This is a genomic window from Allobosea sp. BE125 (assembly GCF_031456075.1).
GTDB lineage: Bacteria > Pseudomonadota > Alphaproteobacteria > Rhizobiales > Beijerinckiaceae > Allobosea.
Genome location: NZ_JAVDTY010000004.1, coordinates 322547 through 343177 on the forward strand (window position 1 = coordinate 322547; position 20631 = coordinate 343177).

At 65.7% G+C, this 20631-nt stretch carries 19 protein-coding genes; 11 read left to right on the plus strand and 8 right to left on the minus strand.

Annotated features, from left to right (window positions below; all coding sequences use genetic code 11):
• Positions 1–43 precede the first annotated feature (43 nt).
• Positions 44–970 carry an SMP-30/gluconolactonase/LRE family protein gene (locus J2Y55_RS12270; RefSeq protein WP_310152934.1) on the minus strand — a complete coding sequence of 309 codons (927 nt, stop codon included), beginning with the start codon at positions 968–970 and terminating at the stop codon, positions 44–46.
• 74 nt (positions 971–1044) lie between these two features.
• Positions 1045–1950 carry a LysR family transcriptional regulator gene (locus J2Y55_RS12275; protein WP_310152938.1) on the minus strand — a complete coding sequence of 302 codons (906 nt, stop codon included), beginning with the start codon at positions 1948–1950 and terminating at the stop codon, positions 1045–1047.
• A 240-nt stretch (positions 1951–2190) separates the two neighbouring features.
• Between J2Y55_RS12275 and J2Y55_RS12280 the strand changes: the two genes are divergently transcribed.
• The 4 genes from J2Y55_RS12280 (at position 2191) to glcF (ending at position 6900) form a co-directional block, all read left to right on the plus strand.
• On the plus strand, positions 2191–3627 hold the full coding sequence (locus tag J2Y55_RS12280; RefSeq protein ID WP_310152941.1) for an FAD-linked oxidase C-terminal domain-containing protein: 1437 nt from the start codon (positions 2191–2193) through the stop codon (positions 3625–3627).
• 58 nt (positions 3628–3685) lie between these two features.
• Positions 3686–3970: a GIY-YIG nuclease family protein gene (locus J2Y55_RS12285; RefSeq protein ID WP_310152944.1), complete on the plus strand. Its 285-nt coding sequence runs from the start codon at positions 3686–3688 to the stop codon at positions 3968–3970.
• 69 nt (positions 3971–4039) lie between these two features.
• Positions 4040–5329: an FAD-binding protein gene (locus J2Y55_RS12290; RefSeq protein ID WP_310152947.1), complete on the plus strand. Its 1290-nt coding sequence runs from the start codon at positions 4040–4042 to the stop codon at positions 5327–5329.
• 194 nt (positions 5330–5523) lie between these two features.
• A complete protein-coding gene (gene glcF / locus J2Y55_RS12295) occupies positions 5524–6900 on the plus strand; it encodes a glycolate oxidase subunit GlcF (RefSeq protein ID WP_310152950.1) in 1377 nt (458 codons plus the stop codon).
• Positions 6901–7136: 236 nt separating this feature from the next.
• On the opposite strand, the gene J2Y55_RS12300 is transcribed toward glcF, so the two are convergent.
• Positions 7137–7841: a DUF3053 family protein gene (locus J2Y55_RS12300; RefSeq protein ID WP_310152955.1), complete on the minus strand. Its 705-nt coding sequence runs from the start codon at positions 7839–7841 to the stop codon at positions 7137–7139.
• A 161-nt stretch (positions 7842–8002) separates the two neighbouring features.
• Here J2Y55_RS12300 and hisS point away from each other — a divergent pair, with 161 nt between their 5' ends.
• From hisS to J2Y55_RS12320, 4 genes are all read left to right on the plus strand, one after another.
• Entirely contained in the window at positions 8003–9577 is a 1575-nt protein-coding gene (gene hisS, locus J2Y55_RS12305) for a histidine--tRNA ligase (protein ID WP_310152957.1), read from the plus strand.
• 209 nt (positions 9578–9786) lie between these two features.
• Positions 9787–10899 carry an ATP phosphoribosyltransferase regulatory subunit gene (locus J2Y55_RS12310; protein WP_310152960.1) on the plus strand — a complete coding sequence of 371 codons (1113 nt, stop codon included), beginning with the start codon at positions 9787–9789 and terminating at the stop codon, positions 10897–10899.
• Complete coding sequence (hisG, locus tag J2Y55_RS12315; RefSeq protein ID WP_310152962.1) at positions 10896–11870, plus strand: ATP phosphoribosyltransferase; 975 nt, start codon at positions 10896–10898, stop codon at positions 11868–11870. The genes J2Y55_RS12310 and hisG overlap by 4 nt, the downstream gene beginning before the upstream one ends.
• 376 nt (positions 11871–12246) lie before the next feature.
• Complete coding sequence (locus J2Y55_RS12320) at positions 12247–12732, plus strand: META domain-containing protein (RefSeq protein WP_310152964.1); 486 nt, start codon at positions 12247–12249, stop codon at positions 12730–12732.
• 333 nt (positions 12733–13065) lie between these two features.
• On the opposite strand, the gene J2Y55_RS12325 is transcribed toward J2Y55_RS12320, so the two are convergent.
• The 3 genes from J2Y55_RS12325 to groES all read right to left on the minus strand — a co-directional run bounded on the left by J2Y55_RS12325 (position 13066) and on the right by groES (position 17314).
• Positions 13066–15159: an ABC transporter ATP-binding protein/permease gene (locus tag J2Y55_RS12325; protein WP_310152968.1), complete on the minus strand. Its 2094-nt coding sequence runs from the start codon at positions 15157–15159 to the stop codon at positions 13066–13068.
• A gap of 182 nt (positions 15160–15341) precedes the next feature.
• Positions 15342–16979, minus strand: a complete 1638-nt coding sequence (groL, locus tag J2Y55_RS12330; protein ID WP_103721417.1) for a chaperonin GroEL — start codon at positions 16977–16979, stop codon at positions 15342–15344.
• A 47-nt stretch (positions 16980–17026) separates the two neighbouring features.
• Positions 17027–17314 carry a co-chaperone GroES gene (gene groES, locus J2Y55_RS12335; RefSeq protein WP_069690314.1) on the minus strand — a complete coding sequence of 96 codons (288 nt, stop codon included), beginning with the start codon at positions 17312–17314 and terminating at the stop codon, positions 17027–17029.
• 218 nt (positions 17315–17532) lie between these two features.
• On the opposite strand from groES, the gene J2Y55_RS12340 reads away from it, so the two are divergent.
• The 3 genes from J2Y55_RS12340 to J2Y55_RS12350 all read left to right on the plus strand — a co-directional run bounded on the left by J2Y55_RS12340 (position 17533) and on the right by J2Y55_RS12350 (position 19041).
• Complete coding sequence (locus J2Y55_RS12340) at positions 17533–17988, plus strand: MarR family winged helix-turn-helix transcriptional regulator (protein ID WP_310152976.1); 456 nt, start codon at positions 17533–17535, stop codon at positions 17986–17988.
• Between the two features lie 66 nt (positions 17989–18054).
• A complete protein-coding gene (locus tag J2Y55_RS12345; protein ID WP_310152979.1) occupies positions 18055–18531 on the plus strand; it encodes a PaaI family thioesterase in 477 nt (158 codons plus the stop codon).
• Positions 18532–18684: 153 nt separating this feature from the next.
• The gene (locus tag J2Y55_RS12350; RefSeq protein WP_310152984.1) at positions 18685–19041 is read left to right on the plus strand and encodes a response regulator; all 357 of its coding nucleotides are present in this window, start codon (positions 18685–18687) and stop codon (positions 19039–19041) included.
• Between the two features lie 9 nt (positions 19042–19050).
• On the opposite strand, the gene J2Y55_RS12355 is transcribed toward J2Y55_RS12350, so the two are convergent.
• Both J2Y55_RS12355 and J2Y55_RS12360 read right to left on the minus strand, forming a co-directional pair.
• On the minus strand, positions 19051–19413 hold the full coding sequence (locus tag J2Y55_RS12355; protein WP_310152986.1) for a sensor histidine kinase: 363 nt from the start codon (positions 19411–19413) through the stop codon (positions 19051–19053).
• A 338-nt stretch (positions 19414–19751) separates the two neighbouring features.
• Positions 19752–20573: a helix-turn-helix domain-containing protein gene (locus J2Y55_RS12360; protein ID WP_310152988.1), complete on the minus strand. Its 822-nt coding sequence runs from the start codon at positions 20571–20573 to the stop codon at positions 19752–19754.
• Between the last annotated feature and the right edge of the window lie 58 nt (positions 20574–20631).

Here is a 20631-nt window from a genome sequence, read left to right on the forward strand (position 1 = left end):
CTATGCCACGAACCGTGAGGCGGCCCGTGGCTCGGTCGCGCGTTCAGCGCGCCCCGTTGGTGTGCGTCATCACCGCATAGAGCGATGTCGTGCCGCAGATGAACAGGCGGTTGAGCTTGGGGCCGCCCCAGGCGAGGTTGGCGACGATCTCGGGGATCGCGACCTTGCCGATCAGCGTGCCGTCGGGATGGTAGATGTGCACGCCATCGGCCGCGCTGGTCCAGATCCGGCCGGTGACATCCAGCCGGAAGCCGTCGAACAGGCCGGCCGTGCAGGTCGCGAAGATCTCGGAGCGCCCGAGCGTCGCGCCATCCGCGCCGAGCCGGCAGGCGCGGATATGGCGCGGGCCGTTGACGGGGTCATGGCTCGCGCCGGTGTCGGCGATGTAGAGGATGCTCTCGTCGAGGGAGAAGGCGAGGCCGTTGGGCTTGACGAAATCATCGGTGACGATGGTCACGGCGCCTGACTGCGGATCTATTCGATAGACGTTGCAACGCCCGATCTCGCTGTCGGATTTATTGCCCTCATAGTCGGTGAGAATGCCGTAATCGGGGTCGGTGAACCAGATCGAGCCGTCCGACTTGACCACCACGTCATTGGGCGAGTTCAGCCGCTTGCCGTTGAAGTGGCTCGCCAGCACGGTGACGGAGCCGTCATGCTCGGTGCGCGTCACCTGACGCCCGCCATGTTCGCAGGTCACGAGCCTGCCCGCGCGATCGACCGTGTTGCCGTTGGAGTTCCGGGCCGGCTGGCGGAAGACGCCGACCTGGCCGGTCAGCGCGTCGTAGCGTAGCATCCGGTCATTGGGGATGTCCGACCAGACCAGCGTGTTGTGGGCGGCAAACCAGGCCGGCCCTTCCGACCAGCGCGCACCGGTCCAGAGCCGCTCGACGCGGGCGGAGCCGGGGACGATGCGATGGAAGCGCGGGTCGAGAACCTCGACGCCGGTGCCTTCGAGAACGCCGAACATGATTTCCAATCCCTGGGCTGTTTTGGTGTCGGGCTATCGGGAGCACAGATCGGCGGCTTCGCCAACCACGTGCCTCACAACCCCAGCCCCTCATCCCAATACGGTGTCGCGCCATAGAGCTCGCCGAGATAATCGACGAAGGCGCGCACCTTCTGCTCCATATGCCGGCGGCTGGGATAGACCGCGTAGACCGCGACGCGCTTGCCGACGGAATACTCCGGCAGGACGCGTTGCAAGGCGCCCGATTTCAGCTCCGGCCCGACATCCCAGGTCGAGCGCAGCGCGATGCCGAGGCCGGCCAGCAGCGCCTCGCGCACCACCTCGCTCGAATTGGTCCGCAAGGGGCCGTTGACGCGCACGCTGACCGGACCGCCCGGCCCGTCCAATCGCCAATGGTCGGCGTTGTGCGCAATCAGCGTATGGCGCGCCAGATCCTCGATGCTGCCGGGCGTGCCGGCCGCGGCGAGATAGCCCGGCGTGGCGCAAAGCACGCGGTGATTCGGCGCAAGCCGCTTGGCGACGAGGCTCGAATCCTGGAGGTCGGCGATGCGCACAGCCAGATCGAAGCCCTCGCCGACGATGTCGACGAAGGCGTCGCCCAGGATCAGGTCGACCGTCACCTGCGGATGCGCGTCGAGGAAGGGCTTGAGATGCGGCGCGATATGCAGCCGCCCGAAGGAGGTCGGCGCCGAGACGCGCAATGTGCCGCGCGCCTGGCCGGCGCCGCTGGCGACCCAGGCCTCGGCATCCTCGATCGAGGACAGCACTGAGACCACGCGCTCATAGAAACCCTGGCCGGCCTCGGTCAGCGAGAGCTGCCGCGTCGTGCGCTGCAGCAGGCGCACGCCGAGTCGCTCCTCAAGGCGCCGGATGCGCTTGGAGATCACGGCCGGCGAGAGGTTGAGCTGGCGGCCCGCCGCCGACATGCTCTTGGCCGTGACGACATGGGCGAAGACGTCGAGATCGCCGAACCGGTCCATAGCGCCCTCATCTTTTCCGAATTGGAAATAATCATGGACGTTGGTTGCACTGCAAGCCAGTTGGAATTGGTCTAGGATTGTTGCGGCCATGCTCCATCTTGAGCGTGGCTCGCCGCCATCGTCATTGCGAGGAGCGCAGCGACGAAGCAATCCAGGGCCGCCGCGCTCTATGAGACTGGATTGCTTCGCTGCGCTCGCAATGACGGGAAGCAGGAATGTCTGCAACGATCGAGGCTGTTGATGTCCGCCATCGCCTTTCCCGTGCCCGACGAGAGCATCCTCGCTCGCCGCGACGAGATCATCGCCGGTCTGGCCAAGCTGGTCGCGCCCGAGGCGCTGATCACCTCGGCCGATGAGCGCCGTCCTTACGAGACCGATGCGCTGACCGCCTATCGCCGCCTGCCGCTGGCCGTCGTGCTGCCCTCGACCACGCAGGAGGTCGCGGCGGTGCTGAAATTCTGCAGCGCGCAGGGCGTGCCTGTCGTGCCGCGCGGGGCGGGCACCTCGCTCGCCGGCGGCGCGATCCCGCAGGAGGACGCGGTCGTCATCGGCGTCTCCAAGATGAACCGCATCCTCAAGATCGACTACGCCAACCGCACGGCGAAAGTGCAGGCCGGCGTCACCAACCTCGCCGTCACCGGCGAGGTCATGGCGGAAGGCTTCTTCTACGCGCCCGACCCGTCCTCGCAGCTCGCCTGCTCGATCGGCGGCAATATCGGCATGAACTCGGGCGGGGCGCATTGCCTGAAATATGGCGTCACCACCAATAATGTGCTCGGCGTCACGCTGGTGATGCTCGACGGCAGCGTCGTAGACATCGGCGGCGCCCATCTCGATTCCGCCGGCCTCGACATCCTCGGGCTGATCGTCGGTTCGGAAGGCCAGCTCGGCATCGTCACGGAAGCGACCGTGCGCATCCTGCGCTCGGCCGAAGGCGCGCGGCCGGTGCTCTTCGGCTTTCCCACCAGCGAGCAGGCGGGCGAGGCGGTCGCTGCCATCATCGGCGCCGGTATCATTCCCGTCGCGATGGAGTTCATGGACAAGCCGGCGATCGAGATCTGCGAGGCCTTCGCCCATGCCGGCTACCCGATGGATGTCGAGGCGCTCCTGATCATCGAGGTCGAGGGCTCGGATGCAGAGATGGATGCCCAGCTCGCCCGCATCGTGGCCATCGCCCGCGAGCATGGCGTCAAGACGGTCAAGGAGAGCAAGTCGGCGATGGAGACGGCAGCGATCTGGAAGGGCCGCAAATCCGCCTTCGGCGCGACCGGGCGCATCGCCGACTATATCTGCATGGACGGCACGATCCCGACCGGGCAATTGCCGCATGTGCTGCGGCGCATGGCTGAGATCGTGAAGGGCTATGGCCTGCGCGTCGCCAATGTCTTCCATGCCGGCGACGGCAACCTCCACCCGCTGATCCTCTACAACTGCAACGACCCGGTCGAGGCGCAGAAGGCCGAGGATGCCGGCATGGACATCCTCAAGCTCTGCGTCGAGGTCGGCGGCTGCCTGACCGGAGAGCACGGCGTCGGCATCGAGAAGCGCGACCTGATGACGGTGCAGTTCAATCCCGAGGATCTGCAGCAGCAGATGCGTGTGAGGGCGGTGTTTGATGAGCAGTGGCTGCTCAATCCCGCGAAGGTGTTTCCACTCGAGGGCAGGGTGGCAGCGTAAAACTGTCATTCCGGGGCTCGCGAAGCGAGAACCCGGAACCCACGACTGGGTGAGCGCGATGACCTATTTCGTCTATCTCGTGGCCAGCAAGCGGAGCGGTACACTTTATCTGGGCGTCACCAACGATGTTGCGAGGCGTGCCTATGAACACAAGTCGAAGCAGAATGCAGGGTTCACGAGTCGCTATGGTGTTGATCGGCTGGTTTGGTACGAGCAGTTCGAGGACATCCGGGATGCCATTGACCGCGAAAAGATCCTGAAGAAGTGGCGCAGGGCTTGGAAGATCACACTGATCGAGGACATGAATCCCGAATGGAAAGACCTCTATGAAGGGCTTGTTTGACATGTGTCACCCCGTCGTGGGTTCCGGGTTCTTCGCTGCGCGAAGCCCCGGAAAGACAGGAGGTGGCGCGTGATCATCCACACCCCCACCACCGAGGCGCAGGCCTGCTTCGTCGTCAAATCCGTGGTTGCCAGCGGCATACCGCTCGCCATTCGCGGCGGCGGCACGCGCAGCGGTCTCGGGCGGCCGTCGCAGGCGGCAAGCACGCTCTCCAGCGCCGGCCTCACCGGCATCACGCTCTATGAGCCGGCCGAGATGGTGATCGGCGCGCGCGCCGGCACGCCGCTTTCACTCGTGCAGGAGACGCTGGCCGAACGCGGCCAGATGCTGCCCTTCGAGCCGATGGATCATCGCGCGCTGCTCGGCACGCAAGGTGAACCGACGATCGGGGCGGTTGCGGCGGGCAACATCTCCGGCCCGCGCCGCATCAATGCCGGCGCGGCGCGCGATTCGCTCATCGGCATCAGGCTGATCAATGGCCGGGGCGAGGCGATCAAGTCCGGCGGGCGGGTGATGAAGAACGTTACCGGGCTTGATCTCGTGAAGCTCGTCGCCGGCAGCTTCGGGACGCTGGGCTTCCTCACCGAGGTCGTCTTCCGCGTGCTGCCGAAGCCGGAGCGCGTCGTCACGCTGGTCTGGCGCGGTCTGCCGGACGAGGCGGCGGTCGGGCTGCTCTCGACTGCGCTCGGCTCGCCCTTCGAGCCTTTCGCAGCGGCGCATCTGCCGGCCGGCATCGGCGCTAGAGCGTTTTCGAGCGAAGTGGACACCGGTTCGCGTGAAGAAAACGCGTCAAAACAAAGAGCTGGAGCTGTTGAACGATCCAATTGGATCGGAAACGGCTCGGCTGAGGCTCGGACGCTGCTGCGGCTGGAGAATTTCTCCGCCTCGATCGACTATCGCGCCGCCGAGCTCGCCGCGCTCCTCGCCACCCATGGCGCGCCGGAGATGCTGGAAGGGGCGGCCTCCGAGGCGCTGTGGCAGGATGTGCGCGACGCCGGCTTCTTCGCTGACACCCAGGAGGCGGTCTGGCGCTTGTCGCTGGCGCCGACGAACGGCCCCAGGGCGACGGCCGCCATCGCGAATGCGCTGCCACAGGCGCGCTGGTTCTATGATTGGGGCGGCGGGCTGGTCTGGCTCGCGGTGCCCGATGCGGAGGATGCCGGCGCCGCCGCGATCCGGGCCGCGATCAAACCGCTCGGCGGCCACGCCACGCTGGTGCGCGCCTCGGACGCGATCCGCGCCAGCGTGCCGGTGTTCGAGCCGCTGGCGGAACCGCTGCTGCGGGTCACGGCGGGCATCAAGACGAGTTTCGACCCGGCCGGGATTTTCGAGCCGGGCCGGATGTATGCGGGGATTTGAGAGAGGCGCGGGGAACCCTTCTCCCGGATGGGAGAAGGGCAGGGATGAGGGTGTGCCGCTGATTGTTGTGGTTCGACGGAGCCGCAGCGCCTCCTATTGGGAGGGCACACCCTCATCCGGCGCTCCGCGCCACCTTCTCCCATCCGGGAGAAGGGAAGAGCCGTTGCGGGTGACAGGACGATCAGAGCGTAGCCATGCAGACCAACTTCTCCCCCGCCCATCTTGCTTCCGACCCGCGCCTGCCGGCTTCGGAGAAGATCCTGCGCACCTGCGTGCATTGCGGCTTCTGCACCGCGACCTGCCCGACCTATCTCTTGCTCGGCGACGAGCTCGATAGCCCGCGCGGGCGCATCTACCTGATCAAGGACATGCTGGAGAACGGCAAGCCCGCCACCGAAGAGGTGGTGAAGCATGTCGACCGCTGCCTCTCCTGCCTTTCCTGCATGACGACCTGCCCCTCGGGGGTGAACTACATGCACCTTGTCGACCATGCCCGGGCCCATATCGAGGAGACCTATGAGCGCGGCTTCGCCGACAAGGCGCTGCGCCGCTTGCTCTCGGCGATCCTGCCGCATCCCGGCCGCTTCCGGCTCGCCATGCTGGGCGCGATGCTGGCGAAGCCCTTTGCGGGTGTGCTCGGCAGCCTGCCGGGCGTCGGCGCGCGCCTGAAGGCGATGCTGGCGCTCGCGCCTGCCCGCCTGCCGTCGCGCTCGACGATGGAGGGGCCGCAAAGCTTCCCCGTCACCGGCGTGCGCCGCAAGCGCGTCGCGCTCCTGTCGGGCTGTGCCCAGCCGGTGCTCGATCCCGCGATCAACGAAGCGACGATCCGCCTGCTGACGCGCCATGGCGTCGAGGTCGTGCTGCCCAAGGGCGAAGGCTGCTGCGGCGCGCTCGTCCACCATATGGGCCGCGAGCATGATGCGCTTGCCTTCGCCCGCCGCAATATCGACGCCTGGATGGCCGAAATCACCGGCGAGGGGCTGGATGCGATCCTGATCACGGCTTCGGGCTGTGGCACCACGATCAAGGATTACGGCTTCATGTTCCGCAACGACCCGGCCTACGCCAAGACGGCGGCGACGGTCTCAGGCCTGGCCAAGGACGTGACCGAGTTCCTCGAGACGATCGATCTGCGCCATGCGCGCGATCTCGCGATCCCGATCGCCTACCATTCCGCCTGCTCGATGCAGCATGGCCAGCAGCTCAAGGACGGCCCCAAGCGGCTGCTCTCGGCCGCCGGTTTCAAGGTCAAGGAGGTGCCGGAGGGGCATATCTGCTGCGGCTCGGCCGGCGTCTACAACATCCTCCAGCCCGAGATCGCCGGACAGCTGCGCGAGCGCAAGATCGGCAATATCGAGAAGACCCGGCCGGTGCTGGTCGCGACCGGCAATATCGGCTGCATGACCCAGCTCGCCAAGGGTTTCGCCGACAAGGGTGCGAAGACGCCTGTGGTGCATACGGCCGAACTGCTCGACTGGGCGACGGGCGGCCCCTTGCCCGACAAGCTGGCGGCAGCGGGGATCGCCGATGCGCCGCTCCGGGAGCCGGCGCGGCTGATTGCAGCGGAGTAGCGGGCTGCTTCCCTTCCCAGGGGCGGCGGTCTGAAAACCAGCAGGCGCGGGAGCCGCGACAACTCTCTTCCCTTCTCCCCTGGCGGGAGAAGGTGGCGCGCAGCGCCGGATGAGGGGGCGCCGTGCCCCGTCCGGTTGGCGTCGTGTGCAGCACACGGAGAACTCACAGCGCCCGCTCATCCGTCTCGGCTTCGCCGAGCCACCTTCTCCCGCCAGGGGAGAAGGGAGGGCGCGCCCTAATTCCCGAAAACCGCCCGGCGCAGCGTCTGCTGCGCCTCGGTCATGCCGCGCTGTTTGGCGTTCATCGCTTCAAGCGCGGCCTGGACCTTGGTGCGCAAAGCGGGGTTGGAAATCTCCATCTGCGAGCCGTTGAGCTTGATCGCCTTCCGGTTGCTCTCGATCAGATCGGCAAGCGCGATGATCGCCGCAAAAGCGTCGTCGGCGGTCGGGAAGACCTGGCGGAACGCCGTGGTCGGCGCGGTGACGGCCTTATCGTAGACAGCCGCAAAGACGCTCGCGAGATCCTCGGGCTGCTTCAGCGCCGCCTTCTCGCTGCCGGCCGCCGCGAGCGCCTGGTCAAGCGCCTCGCGCATGCCGACAAAGCCGCTTCGCACGGTGACGAGATCGGCCTTGCGCGTGACGATATCCTCGATCGAGCGCGGCATGCTTTTGGCCAGCGTCTCCTGCATGGGTTTGGCGACGGAGGCGTTCATGCGCTCATGGAAGCGGGTGATGACGGCATAGTGCTCGGCATAGGCGCCGAAGGATTTCTGCTTCTCGGCGTCGGGTTGCGGCAGGCGCAAGCCCGTCTTGGAGAGCACGTCATCCCTAAGGAAGGCGATGAAGGCCTTGCGCTGGTCGGCCTCGCTGGGGCTGCAGGCGCTCAGCAGGACGGCGGCGAAGAGGCAGGCGAAGACGCCCAGGAGCCGGCGGGTGATCATGTCTTCCCCCATGCTGCGCGACGCGGTGCTGCGGCGCTGTCATTGCCAAACCAGCGCGATGACGGCCGCTGCGCTTGCCCCTGGCGCGCCAGCGGGCTAACCCGACGCGGAAGAACCCAGCGGCGCCGGCCGCTGCCGCGCATCACCGAGAAGTAGATCCCATGTCGAAGCCCGACAAGCTCAAAGCCCGCCAGCCGCGCGGTTTCGTCGATCGTGGCCCCGCCGATGTCGCGGCGACCGAACGCATGCTCGGCGTCATCCGCGAGAGCTTTTCGCGTTATGGCTTCGATCCGGTCGAGACGCCCTTCGTCGAGTTCTCCGACGCACTCGGCAAATTCCTGCCCGATCAGGACCGGCCCAATGAGGGCGTCTTCTCCTTCCAGGACGATGACGAGCAGTGGCTCTCGCTGCGCTACGACCTGACCGCGCCGCTCGCCCGCTATGTCGCGGAGAATTACGACGCGCTGCCGAAACCCTATCGCGGCTACCAAGTCGGCTATGTCTTCCGCAACGAGAAGCCGGGCCCCGGCCGTTTCCGCCAGTTCATGCAGTTCGATGCCGATATCGTCGGCGCGGGGAGCGTCGCGGCCGATGCCGAGATCTGCATGCTCGCGGCGGACACGATGGAAGCGCTGGGCATCAAGCGCGGCGACTATGTCGTCAAGGTCAACAACCGAAAGGTGCTTGACGGCGTGATGGAGGCGATCGGGCTGGGCGGCGAGGAGAATGCCGGCCGCCGGCTGACCGTGCTGCGCGCTATCGACAAGCTCGACAAGTTCGGGCCGGAGGGCGTGAAGCTGCTGCTGGGTGATGGCCGCAAGGATGAGAGCGGGGATTTCACCAAGGGTGCGGGGCTGAGTGAGCCGCAGAGCAATGTTGTCTTGGCACTGCTTCGCTCCGATTTTTCAACTTACGAAGGCCGCACTGCCTTCCTCGACGTTTTGACCGGTATTGAAGACTGGGATGTCAGCAAGACAGCCTGGGATTCGCTCAGCAGCGAGAATCCGGTTCTGTATGAAGGCGTCAATACGCTCGACGAGATGTCGAAATTGCTGGTCGCATCAGGTTATGGCGATGATCGCATCCGCATCGATCCCTCAGTCGTCCGCGGCCTCGAATACTACACCGGCTCGGTCTACGAGGTGGAGCTCACCTTCCCGGTCACCAATGACGACGGACAGGTCGTGCGCTTCGGCTCGGTCGCCGGCGGCGGGCGCTATGACGGGCTTGTCGGTCGCTTCCGGCCCGAGCCGGTGCCGGCAGTCGGCTTCTCGATCGGCGTGTCCAGGCTTTATTCGGCGCTGAAGGCGGTGAAGTCGCCGATCGTCGACGCCAAGGCCGAGCTCCCGCTCGTCGTCGTCACCGCGATGGACAACAAGTCGCCAGAGCACATGCCGGGCTATCAGGCTTTCGTCTCGCAGCTGCGCCAGGCCAGGGACGAGGCCGGCAAGCCTTTGCTGCGGGCCGATCTCTATCTCGGCTCGTCGGGCTTCAACGCCCAGATGAAATATGCCGACAAGCGCGGCGCGGTCTGCGCCGTCATTCAAGGTTCTTCTGAACGGGATGCCGGCACCGTGATCATCAAGGACCTGATCCTGGGGGCCGAGCTCGCCGCCGCCGGGCGCGAGGTCAAGGATTCCGCCGAGCACAAGGAGCGGCAGGCGCAGGCGCAGTTCGCAGTGCCGGTGGCGGAGCTGGTCGAGGGCGTGAGGCGGGTGCTGAAGCGGCACGGGTAAACCCTTCTACCCTCGGGGGAGAAGATGGCCCGGCATAGCCGGGTCGGATGAGGGAAGGACGCTGCAGGGCTCCACTTCCCTCATCCGTCTGCTCCGCAGACACCTTCTCCCCCGAGGGGAGAAGGAAGAGCGTTCACCCAATTCCCTAAAAACCGTCGAAAATACCGCACGCCGCTGCTAGGACAGCGGCCGCAACAGGATCAACCGCCGTGCCCGCCATTCGTGCCAGCATCGAGACCGTGATCGCGCTTTTCGCGCGTGAGGGCTATGGCCGCGCCGAACCGGCGATCCTGCAGCCCGCCGATGTCTTCCTCGACCTCTCCGGCGAGGATATCCGCCGCCGCATCTTCATGACGCAGGACGCCGAGGGGCGCGACTGGTGCCTGCGCCCCGAATACACCATTCCCGTCGCGCTCGATCACATCGCTTCACGCTCGACCGAGCCAGCGGCCTATGCCTATGCCGGTCCGGTCTTCCGCATGCGCTCGGGTGAGCCCGGCGAGTTCTCGCAGGCCGGAATTGAATCCTTCGGCCGCACGGATTTCGCCGCCGCCGACGCCGAGATCATGGCGCTGACGATCGAGGCCGCCGCCGCGCTCGGGCTCGCCCAGCCGAAGATCGTGATGGGCGATGTCGCCTTGCTCAACGCCTTGCTCGACGGGCTCGCCGTGCCTCAGGGCGCGCGCCGTCGCTTCATGCGCGCGGCGGTGCAGGGCAAGGGCGCAGATGCCACCGCCGCGCTCGACGCCCCGCAGCCTGAGGGCGATGCCGCTCATGCCGGCCTGCTCAAGGCGCTGGAAGGCCAGGATCCCAAGGCGGCAAAAGCCTTCGTCGAGGATGTCCTGTCGATCGCCGGCATCTCGACGGTGGGCGGCCGCACCGCCGGTGACATCGCCGAGCGCTTCCTGGCGCGGGCGGCCGAGCGTGAGAACCCGGTCAATGCCGACGTCAAGGCGCTGCTCGGCCAGGTGCTCGCCATCTCCGGCGATCCCGATACGGCGTCGGCCTCGCTGCGCGCGCTGGCCGAGCGCGCCTCGCTCGATCTCGGCCGTGAGCTCGACGCCTTCGACGAGCGCACCGGCTTCCTTGCCGTGCGCGGGGTCGATGTGACGCAGATCGCCTTCGCCGCCGGTTTCGCCCGCAATCTCGACTACTACACCGGCTTCATCTTCGAATTGCACGATGCCGCCCGCGCTGACGGCAAGCCGGTCGCCGGCGGCGGGCGCTACGACCATGTGCTGGGGCGGCTCGGGGCGCCCGGTTCCATTCCGGCGGTGGGCGCCTCGCTCTGGCTCGACCGGCTGGCGGGAGACAAGTCATGAGCGATCCGGCCCTCGTCCTCGCCGTGCCCTCCAAGGGCCGGCTGCAGGAGAACGCCACCGCCTTCTTCGGCCGCGCCGGGCTGAAATTCGTGCAGTCGCGCGGCGCGCGCGACTATCGCGGCACCATCGCCGGGCTGGAGGGGGCCGAGGTCGCTTTCCTCTCGGCTTCCGAGATCGTCGCCCAGCTGGCTTCGGGCGCGGCCCATCTCGGCGTCACCGGCGAGGATCTGGTGCGCGAGCAGGTTCCCGATGCCGATGCCGCCGTCGAGATGCTGACCCCGCTCGGCTTCGGCCATGCCAATGTCGTCGTCGCGGTGCCCCAGGCCTGGATCGATGTGCGCACCATGGCCGATCTCGACGACGTCGCTTCGACCATGCGCATCCGCCAGGGCCGCAAGCTGCGCGTCGCCACGAAATATGTGAACCTGACCCGCCGCTTCTTCGCGCAGCACGGACTTGCCGATTACCGCATCGTCGAGAGCCTGGGCGCGACCGAGGGAGCGCCGGCCGCCGGCACGGCCGAGATCGTGGTCGACATCACCACGACCGGCAGCACCTTGGCGGCCAACGCCCTGAAGGTGCTCGACGATGGCGTGATGCTGGCGTCGGAAGCCAATCTCGTCGCCTCTGTGCGGGCGCCCTGGGGCGCACGGGCGCGCGCTGCCGCGACCGCCATCCTGTCGCGAATCGCCGCCGAGGAAGAGGCGCGCACCGTGCGCGAGATCCGCGCCCGCGATATCGGCACGACACCGGAGGCCCTGGAGGCGATCACCACCCAGTTCGGCGCGAGGCTGCCTTTCGGCCTGGCCGGGCAGGGCGGCGTGCAGGTGCTGCACTGCCCGGAGAAGTCGGTGTTCGCGCTGGTCGAGCATCTCGCGCGCTCGGGCGCGGACGAAATCACGGTGAGCGCGCCCGATTACGTCTTCCGCAGGGCCAATCCGCTGATCGAGCGGCTGCTGGCGCGCATCTAGAGCAATTGAACGATCCAGCTGGATCGTTCAATTGCTCTAGGCCTTTGTTTTGACGCGTTTTCTTCACGCGAACCGGTATCCATTTCGCGCGAAAACGCTCTAGCCGCCGCGCCGGAAACGGGGCGGCGGAGATTGCTGATGTCGGCGGGCTCAGAGGCTGTTTGGAAACACCCCGAGCCCTCATCCTTCGAGACGCCGCTTCGCGGCTCCTCAGGATGAGGGCTCGAATTGTCAAACAGTCTCTCAGGCCCCATAAATCCCGCAATTCGGGTCCATGGCTCACCTTCCTGATTGATCCCGGAACAATACGCCGTTACGCGCTTTCAACAGGGAGAACCCGTGCGCTATCGTCACGGGCATGACTGCGGGTGATAGAATGACGAACCGACGCCTTGGCTATGCCGCCCTTCTCGCCGCACTCGTGCCGATGGCGTCGCTCATCGCGGGTCCTGCCGAGGCCCAGCGTCGCGGCGGCGGCCGGGGCGCGCCCCAGGAGCAACAGCAGCAGATTCCGCCAGCCGAGCAGGAGAAGTCCTTCCCGGTCGGCGCCTCCTGGGCCGCGAGTTCGCTGAACGGCAAGCCGATCTCCGACCGCCGCGCCACCTTCCTGATCGACGCCAATCTGCGCGGCACGGGCTTTGGCGGCTGCAACACTTTTTCGGCTGCCGCTTATCCGCTGCGCCAGCAGGGCCTCGCGGTCGGGCCGCTCGCCCTGACCAAGCGGACCTGCGACAAGGGCCTGCTCGATTTCGAGCGCGCTTTTCTCACCGCGCTGCGGGCAGCCCGCAAGTGGGACCTCGTCGACGGCAAGCTCGTCGTCCAGGGCGCGGCCGGCGAACTGCGCTTCGACCGCGGCCTCTGAGCGCGGGCTTTCTCACGATCCGCACTGTTGTTCCGGGGCAGGCCGCAGGCCTGAGCCCGGAACCTCGGCATAGAACCCTCTCCCGTAGGGAGAGGGCAGGGTGAGCGGTCGGCCGTTTGACGCTTTGGCTGCGGCCTCAGCGCTGCCTCGCTGTGAGGTTGGCGCTCGACTGGTCCAGGGACCGACACCTCACCCCTACCCCTCTCGCTGAACCCGGGTATACCCGGGTTCAGCACTTGGAGTGTCGAAGTCGGGTATACCCGACTTCGATGCAGGAGAGGGGTTCCCCGCGCCCCGGAATGACGGCGTGTTTCCGGGCACAAACAGCCTGCCCTAACCCACCAGCTCCCGGTTTTCCGTCTTGGGGCTGAAGGTGCCGTCCTCGTTCGGCTGCATGATCACGATCGAATCATGCATCGCCCGCAGCGTCGAGCGGTGGCCGATCGAGACGATCTTGGTCTGCGGCAGCGCCTGTTCGATCGCGGCATAGATTTCGCCCTCCAGCTTCTCGTCGAGCGAGGCCGTCGCCTCGTCCAGGAAGAGCCAGTCGGGCTTGGCCAAGAGGGCACGCGCCACGGCCAGGCGTTGCTGCTCGCCGCCCGAGAGCCGCTGGCCCCAGAGGTCGACCTCGTCGAGCCGCTCGGAGAGATGGTCGAGCTTGGTCAGATGCATTGCCGCCTTGATCTCAGCTTCGCCATAGGTATCCACCGGCGCGGGATAGGCGAGGGCCGAGCGCAGGCTGCCCTGGGGTAGATAGGGGCGCTGCGGCAGCAGCATGATCTCGGCCCCGGTCGGGATGCCGACCTTGCCCTGGCCGAAGGGCCAGATCCCCGCGATGGCGCGAAACAGCGTCGACTTGCCCGAGCCCGACGGACCGATGACCAGCGTCCGCTGGCCTGCGCCGAGGTCGAGATCGCTGACCCGCACGATTGGCTGGCCGTTTGGCAGGCTGAGCGTGGTTTCGTCGACATGCACTGCCTCGCCCGTGGCGGGCACCTCATGGATTCCCTTGTCGCCGGCATTGGCGGCCTGCGCCTGCGTGATCGCGGCCTCGAAGGTGGTGAGGCGGTTGATCGAGGCGACATATTGGGCGATCGTCTGATAGCGATCGATGAAGAAGGACATCGCGGTCTGGACACGGTCGAAGGCCGAGGCGACCTGCGTCATGATGCCGAGCGTGATTGTACCGGCGAAGTAATGCGGAGCTAACAGGATATAGGGGACGACGACGTTAGCTTGGCCGAATGAGTAGATGAAGCTGTTCAGTTTAAGTCGCGCCCAGACCAGCCGGTAGAAATTGGAGACGATGTCGCCAAAGCGCTGGCTAAGGTGGCGCTGCTCCGAGCCCTCGCCGCGCATCAGCGCGATCTGTTCAGAGTATTCGCGCAGGCGGGCCAGCGAGAAGCGAAAATTCGCCTCGCGTCGCTCTTGTTCGAACTCCAGCCCTATCATCGGTCGCCCGATCATGTGAGCGATCCAGGTCGCGGCGACGGAATAGATCAACGCCATCCAGAAGATGAAGCCCGGAAAAGCGATGTCGGTGCCTGGCACCTTGCTTGCCACAGGGATCGACCAGAGGATGATCGAAAACGAAACCAACGTGGAAACTTGCGTGAGTAGGGGAAGAGCGAATTGATAGGTCTGGTTGACGAAGGAGCGCGTGTCTTCGGCGATGCGCTGGTCGGGGTTGTCGGCGCTGCCGGCCAGCGCCACCCGATAGTGGGTGCTGTTGTGCAGCCAGGCAGCGCTGAACTTCTCCGCCATCCAGCGGCGCCAGCGGATCAGCAGCGTGTAATTGGCGAAGAGCTCGATCAGATTCGAGACGACTGAGATTGCTGCCCAGACGCTGAACACCCAAATGAGCTGATACCAGAAGCTCGCGGCATCCTTCTCCTGAATGGCATTGTAGAAATCGCGGTTGAAGAAGGAGAGCCGCAGCGAGATGCCGACCTGTGCCTGGTTCAGGACAATGAGGAAGACGAAGAGCAACACACCGAGTAAGCCCTGTCGGATTCGAAACTCGCCGATGGGCCATAGCTTCGCGACTGTCGTCTCGTCGGATTCGAAATAGGGTGAGGCGAGACGCGAGATTCGTCGGATCGCGGGAATGAAGGATATCGCATAGATCAGTACGCCGAAGACGGCCACGGTCGTGGCGAGGCTGATCGGCGGCGCGATCGCTCCCCAGGCAGACGGCCAGATGCCAAGCGCGGCGGCAGATGCGCCAGCGCTAAACAGCACATACTCGATGCCGAAGATGACTAGGAACATGCGCAGAAAGTAGCCGATGCCGGCCGAGCGGAAGGTAGCGAAGGCGAGCAGTAAGCCCATCACACCCATGCCGATGATGCCGGTGCTTTCGAGACGCTGGCCCACGATGAGGGCGATCACGGCAAGCACGGCGACGGCGATGCTCAAGGGGCGCATGGGCGAGGATCCTGCGGAAATGGCTGGGGATGACGAGATGCCATCGCGATTCTGACCATGTCGCAGAGGATGCGGCCATTCAATGGCGGCACCGGAAGATCAGCAAATTGTCATCTGCCGGACATGAAAAAGGCCCGGCTTGCGCCGGGCCTTTCCCATTAACAGTTGGATGGAGGCTTGGATCAGAAATCCATGCCGCCCATGCCGCCGCCGCCCATCGGGGGCATCGGGGCGTCCTTCTTCGGCAGCTCGGCGATCATCGCCTCGGTGGTGATCAGCAGGCCAGCGATCGAAGCCGCGTCCTGGATGGCCGTACGCACGACCTTGGTCGGGTCGATGATGCCGGCCTTGACCAGGTCGCCGTAGACGCCGGTCTGGGCGTTGTAGCCGAAGGCGTAGTCCTTGGACTCGAGCAGCTTGCCGACCACGACCGCGCCGTCATCGCCAGCGTTGTCGACGATCTGCTTGGCCGGGGCCATGATCGCCTTGCGGACGATCTCGACGCCGGTCTTCTGGTCGTCATTGGCGGTCTTGATCGCCTTGACGGTCGAGAGGGCGCGCAGGAGGGCGACGCCGCCGCCCGGCAGGATGCCTTCTTCGACCGCAGCGCGGGTCGCGTTCAGGGCATCGTCGACGCGGTCCTTCTTCTCCTTGACTTCGACTTCGGTCGCGCCGCCGACGCGGATCACCGCGACGCCGCCAGCGAGCTTGGCCAGACGCTCCTGGAGCTTCTCACGGTCGTAGTCCGAGGTGGTCTCCTCGATCTGCGCCTTGATCTGCGCGACGCGGCCCTCGATGTCCTTCTTCTTGCCGGCGCCGTCGATGATCGTGGTGTTCTCCTTCTCGATGCGCACCTTCTTGGCGCGTCCGAGCATGGCGAGCGTCACGGTCTCGAGCTTGATGCCGAGGTCTTCCGAGATCATCTGACCGGCGGTCAGGATCGAGAGATCCTCAAGCATCGCCTTGCGGCGATCGCCGAAGCCCGGAGCCTTGACGGCCGCGACCTTCAGGCCGCCACGGAGCTTGTTGACGACGAGCGTGGCCAGAGCCTCGCCCTCGACGTCCTCGGCGATGATCAGCAGCGGCTTGCCGGTCTGAACTACGGCCTCGAGGATCGGCAGCATCGCCTGGAGCGAAGACAGCTTCTTCTCGAAGATGAGGATGTAGGGATCCTCGAGCTCAGCGACCATCTTCTCGGCATTGGTGATGAAGTAGGGTGAGAGATAGCCACGGTCGAACTGCATGCCCTCGACGACGTCGAGCTCGGTCTCGGCGGTCTTGGCTTCCTCGACGGTGATGACACCCTCGTTGCCGACCTTCTGCATGGCGGTCGCGATCATCTTGCCGACCGACTCGTCGCCGTTCGCCGAGATGGTGCCGACCTGCGCGACTTCCGCGTTGGACGTGACCTTCTTGGAGTTCTTCTTGAGGTCGGCGACGATGGCTTCGACAGCCAGATCGATGCCGCGCTTCAGATCCATCGGGTTCATGCCGGCGGCAACCGACTTCAGGCCTTCGCGCATGATGGCGGCGGCCAGAACGGTGGCGGTCGTGGTGCCGTCGCCGGCGGCGTCGTTCTGCTTCGAGGCCACTTCGCGCACCATCTGGGCGCCCATGTTCTCGAACTTGTCGGCGAGCTCGATCTCCTTGGCGACGGTGACGCCGTCCTTGGTGATGCGCGGGGCGCCGAACGACTTGTCGATCACGACGTTACGGCCCTTGGGACCGAGCGTGACCTTGACGGCGTTGTTGAGGATTTCGACGCCGCGCAGCATGCGGTCACGTGCGTCGGTGGAGAACTTGACGTCTTTGGCAGCCATAAGAGCTACTCCTTACATGAAAACGGGGATGGGCGGTCGCTTGGCGTTCAGCCGATGACGCCCATGACGTCGGATTCCTTCATGATCAGGAGATCCTGGCCATCGATCTTGACCTCGGTGCCCGACCACTTGCCGAACAGGACGCGATCGCCCTTCTTGACGTCCAGCGGGGTCAGCTTGCCGGCTTCGTCGCGGCCACCGGGGCCGACGGCGATGACTTCGCCCTCTTGGGGCTTTTCCTTGGCGGTATCGGGGATGATGATGCCACCCTTGGTCTTCTCTTCGCCATCAAGGCGACGGACCACAACGCGGTCATGCAGCGGACGGAACTTCATGGTTCTGTCTTCCTCTTGGATCTAATTTCGATGCGGGCGTCATCTAGAGAACCCGCGATGGGCACCTGTTAGCAGTCTCGGGTATCGAGTGCTAACCGATGGCGCGGAGATAGGCGCGTCCCCCCGGAGAGTCAAGAAATCATCCAGCCATAAAGTGAATGCGGGCGTGACGCCGGGGGCTTGCTGCCAAAGCTGGTTGAACACGCTAGCATGGCGAAATGACGACAAATGCGCCCGATCCCCGGCTCGACGATATCGCCCGCTCCTGCGTGGCGCTGCATGTGCGCATGACGGCGCGGGCCGTGACGCGCGCCTATGACGAGGCGATGCGCCCGAGCGGGTTGAAGATCACGCAGTTCGTGTTGCTCTCCGCGCTCAGCACCGGCGCCTGGCGCTCCGTCACCGAATTGGCCGAGCGCTTCGCCCTGGAGCGCACCTCGCTGACCCGCAATCTGCAATTGCTGGCAGCCGAGGCGCTGATCGTTCCCGTCGCGTGCAAGGGCCGCGCCTCGGTCTATGCCGTCACCGAAAAGGGCAGGGCGGCGATCGAGGCCGCCATCCCTTATTGGCGAGCGGCGCAGGAGCGGATCGAGGGTGGGCTCGGCAAGGAGCGCTGGAGCGAAACCCGCGAGGGGTTGAAGGCGCTGCGCCGCGTGGCGCGCCTGGCGGACTGAGGCGAGGCTTGACCGGCAGTCCTCAAGCCACTTAACGTGTATCTACACAATAAGTGAGGGGCGGCGATGGCGCGCAAGTTCGGAGTGGTGACGCGGGACGTGCTGCTCGCCGAGGACGGGCTCGGTTTCCTGCGCGGCATAATCGAGGGCCGCCATCCCGGCCCGCCCATCGCGGAGGCGATGGATCTCGATCTCGTCGAGGTCGAGGAGGGCCGCGTTGTCTTCGTCGGCAAGCCCTCAGTGCGCTTCTTCAATCCGCTCGGCACGATCCATGGCGGCTGGACGGCGACGATCCTCGATTCCGCCATGGCCTGTGCCGCGCACAGCACGCTGAAGCTGGGCGAGGGCTACACGACGCTGGAGATGAAGCTCAACTATGTCCGCCCGGTCATGCCCGAGACCGGCACGCTGCGCTGCGAGGGCAAGCTGATCCATCGCGGCGGCACGGTCGCGACGACCGAGGGCCGCCTTGTCGACGAGCGCGGCAAGCTGCTCGCGCATGGCACCGAGACCTGCCTGATCTTTCCGGCGAAAACGCTCTAGCTAGGTCACCTTGGCTGCCTCATCGGGGCCTGGCCGGAAAGGGCGTGCCTTTTGCGTTGAAGCGGCGGCTTGAGCATCGGCGATCAGTTTCATTGCGAACCGACGCAACCATACGGCTGCAGGGCAGTTGGGAGGAGGCAACCTGGAGCTGCCATGTCCACCCCCGTCGTCCTTGTCGTCGAAGACGACACCTTGATCCGCATGGATGCTGTCGCGATGATCGAGGACGCGGGCTACGAGGTCATCGAGGCGATTGGCGCCGATGAGGCCGTCATCCTATTGGAAACCCGCTCGGACATCCGGGTTGTCTTTACCGATATCGAGATGCCCGGATCCATGGACGGCCTGAAGCTGGTCCACGCAATTCGGCAACGCTGGCCACCTATCGTCCTGATCGTCGCATCAGGACGCTCGCGGCCTGCGCCTACCGATATGCCTCAAGATACCGTGTTTCTGCAAAAGCCCTATCGGGCGGCGCAGATTTTGGAGGTCCTGGCGGGCATCAAGTAGAAACACGGCTTATTTCGCGAGTTTGGTCGTTCCCATCTCGAGGGTCACGATGACCCCCTCAGTCGACCAGTCATAGCTGATGGAACCGCCGAGCTGGCTCGATATGCTTCGAATGACGAGCTTGCTGCCGTACCCGCCGGCTCCATTGGGAGGCTCGACGGAAGGCCCGCCCCGTTCCGTCCAGACGATCGTGGTTTCGTCGTCGTCGGAGGAACCTGACACGTCGAGCGTACCCGTATCGGCTGAAAGCGCGCCGTATTTAAGCGAGTTTGTCGCCAGCTCATGAATGATCAGGGATAAGGTCGTGGCGGCTCCCTCGCTGACCCCCATGCGAGGAACGGCGACGCGGATCCGCCCGCTGAAGGCCCCCATGTCCTCATAAGGCGAAAGCAGGATCGAGAGCAGGTCGCGCAGAAGCGCTGCCGTGCCCTGATGGCCAGGCAGGGGGCGAAGCAGGTCATGAGCCCGGCCGAGCGCCGCCAGACGCCCATCGCGAACCCGTCATCGTCGACGTTCCACGACCACAGAGCAACGCCGGCGGCGCGAACCGCCCGGCGCAGGCTGGCGGCGTCCCACTCGAGAGAGGTGTCTCTTGGCGCGGGCGAACTCATTGAAGGATGACGGTTACGCTGATCTCTGAATCCGTCTCTCATCAAAAAGTTAGAGCAGGATCGGCGCGAAAGACCGGTTCCCACTTTTCGCGCAATGTTTTAGGCGGCGCGGCTACCCCGACGATAGGCGCTGGGGCTTTTGCCCATCGCCAGGCGGAAGTGGCGATTGAAGGTCGAGAGATCGCCGAACCCGCAATCGAAGGCGATCTGCGCGACCCCAAGCTCCGAGCGGTGCAGCAGGAGCGCCGACCGGTTCAGGCGCGTCCTGAGCAGGAACTGGTGCGGCGTCATGCCGATCAGCGCCTTGAACGTCCGCAGGAAATGATACGGGCTCATCGCCGCCTCGCCGGCGAGCTGGGTCAAGCTCAGCGTCTCCTGGGAGCGCGCCTCGATGCACCGCAGGGCCCGGGTGATGCGGCTGGTGTCACGCGCTGTCGGCGCGGCGGTTGCGGGCGGCTCGTCTGCGAGCCTTGCCGCCACGGCGCCGGCCAGCCGGACGGCGAGCTCCTCATAGGTGGCAGTGCCGCCGTCACTGGTCGCCATCTCGGCCATCAGGTCCGCAAGCGCCGGGGAGGGCGGCAGATGGGCGCGCGAGAAAGCAAGCCGCCGCACGCCCGGAACGCCGGCAAGGATGTCTTCCAGATAGGCCGGGTCGAACTGGAAGGCGAGGCAGCGGTCGCCGGCCGCATGGTCGTGGCCGCACTCGAAACAGGCCCCTTGATTGCCGAGCAGGAGCGCGCCCGGCGCGAGCAGCGCAGCGCCCTGGGCGGAGCGGTAGCTGAAGCTGCCGCTCGTCACCGCCGCGATGCAGCAATGTGCGTGTTGTTCCTCGAAGGCGCGGTCGCCCGGCCCGGCGGTGCAGATGATGTCCCGCACGCGCCAGCCGGGACCCGAGGCCAGAAGATGCGAGGTCGCAGTCATTGCCGCAGTTTAGCAATTTTCCCCAAGCGCCGGGAGGGGTGGGGGCTCTATCTCGGGA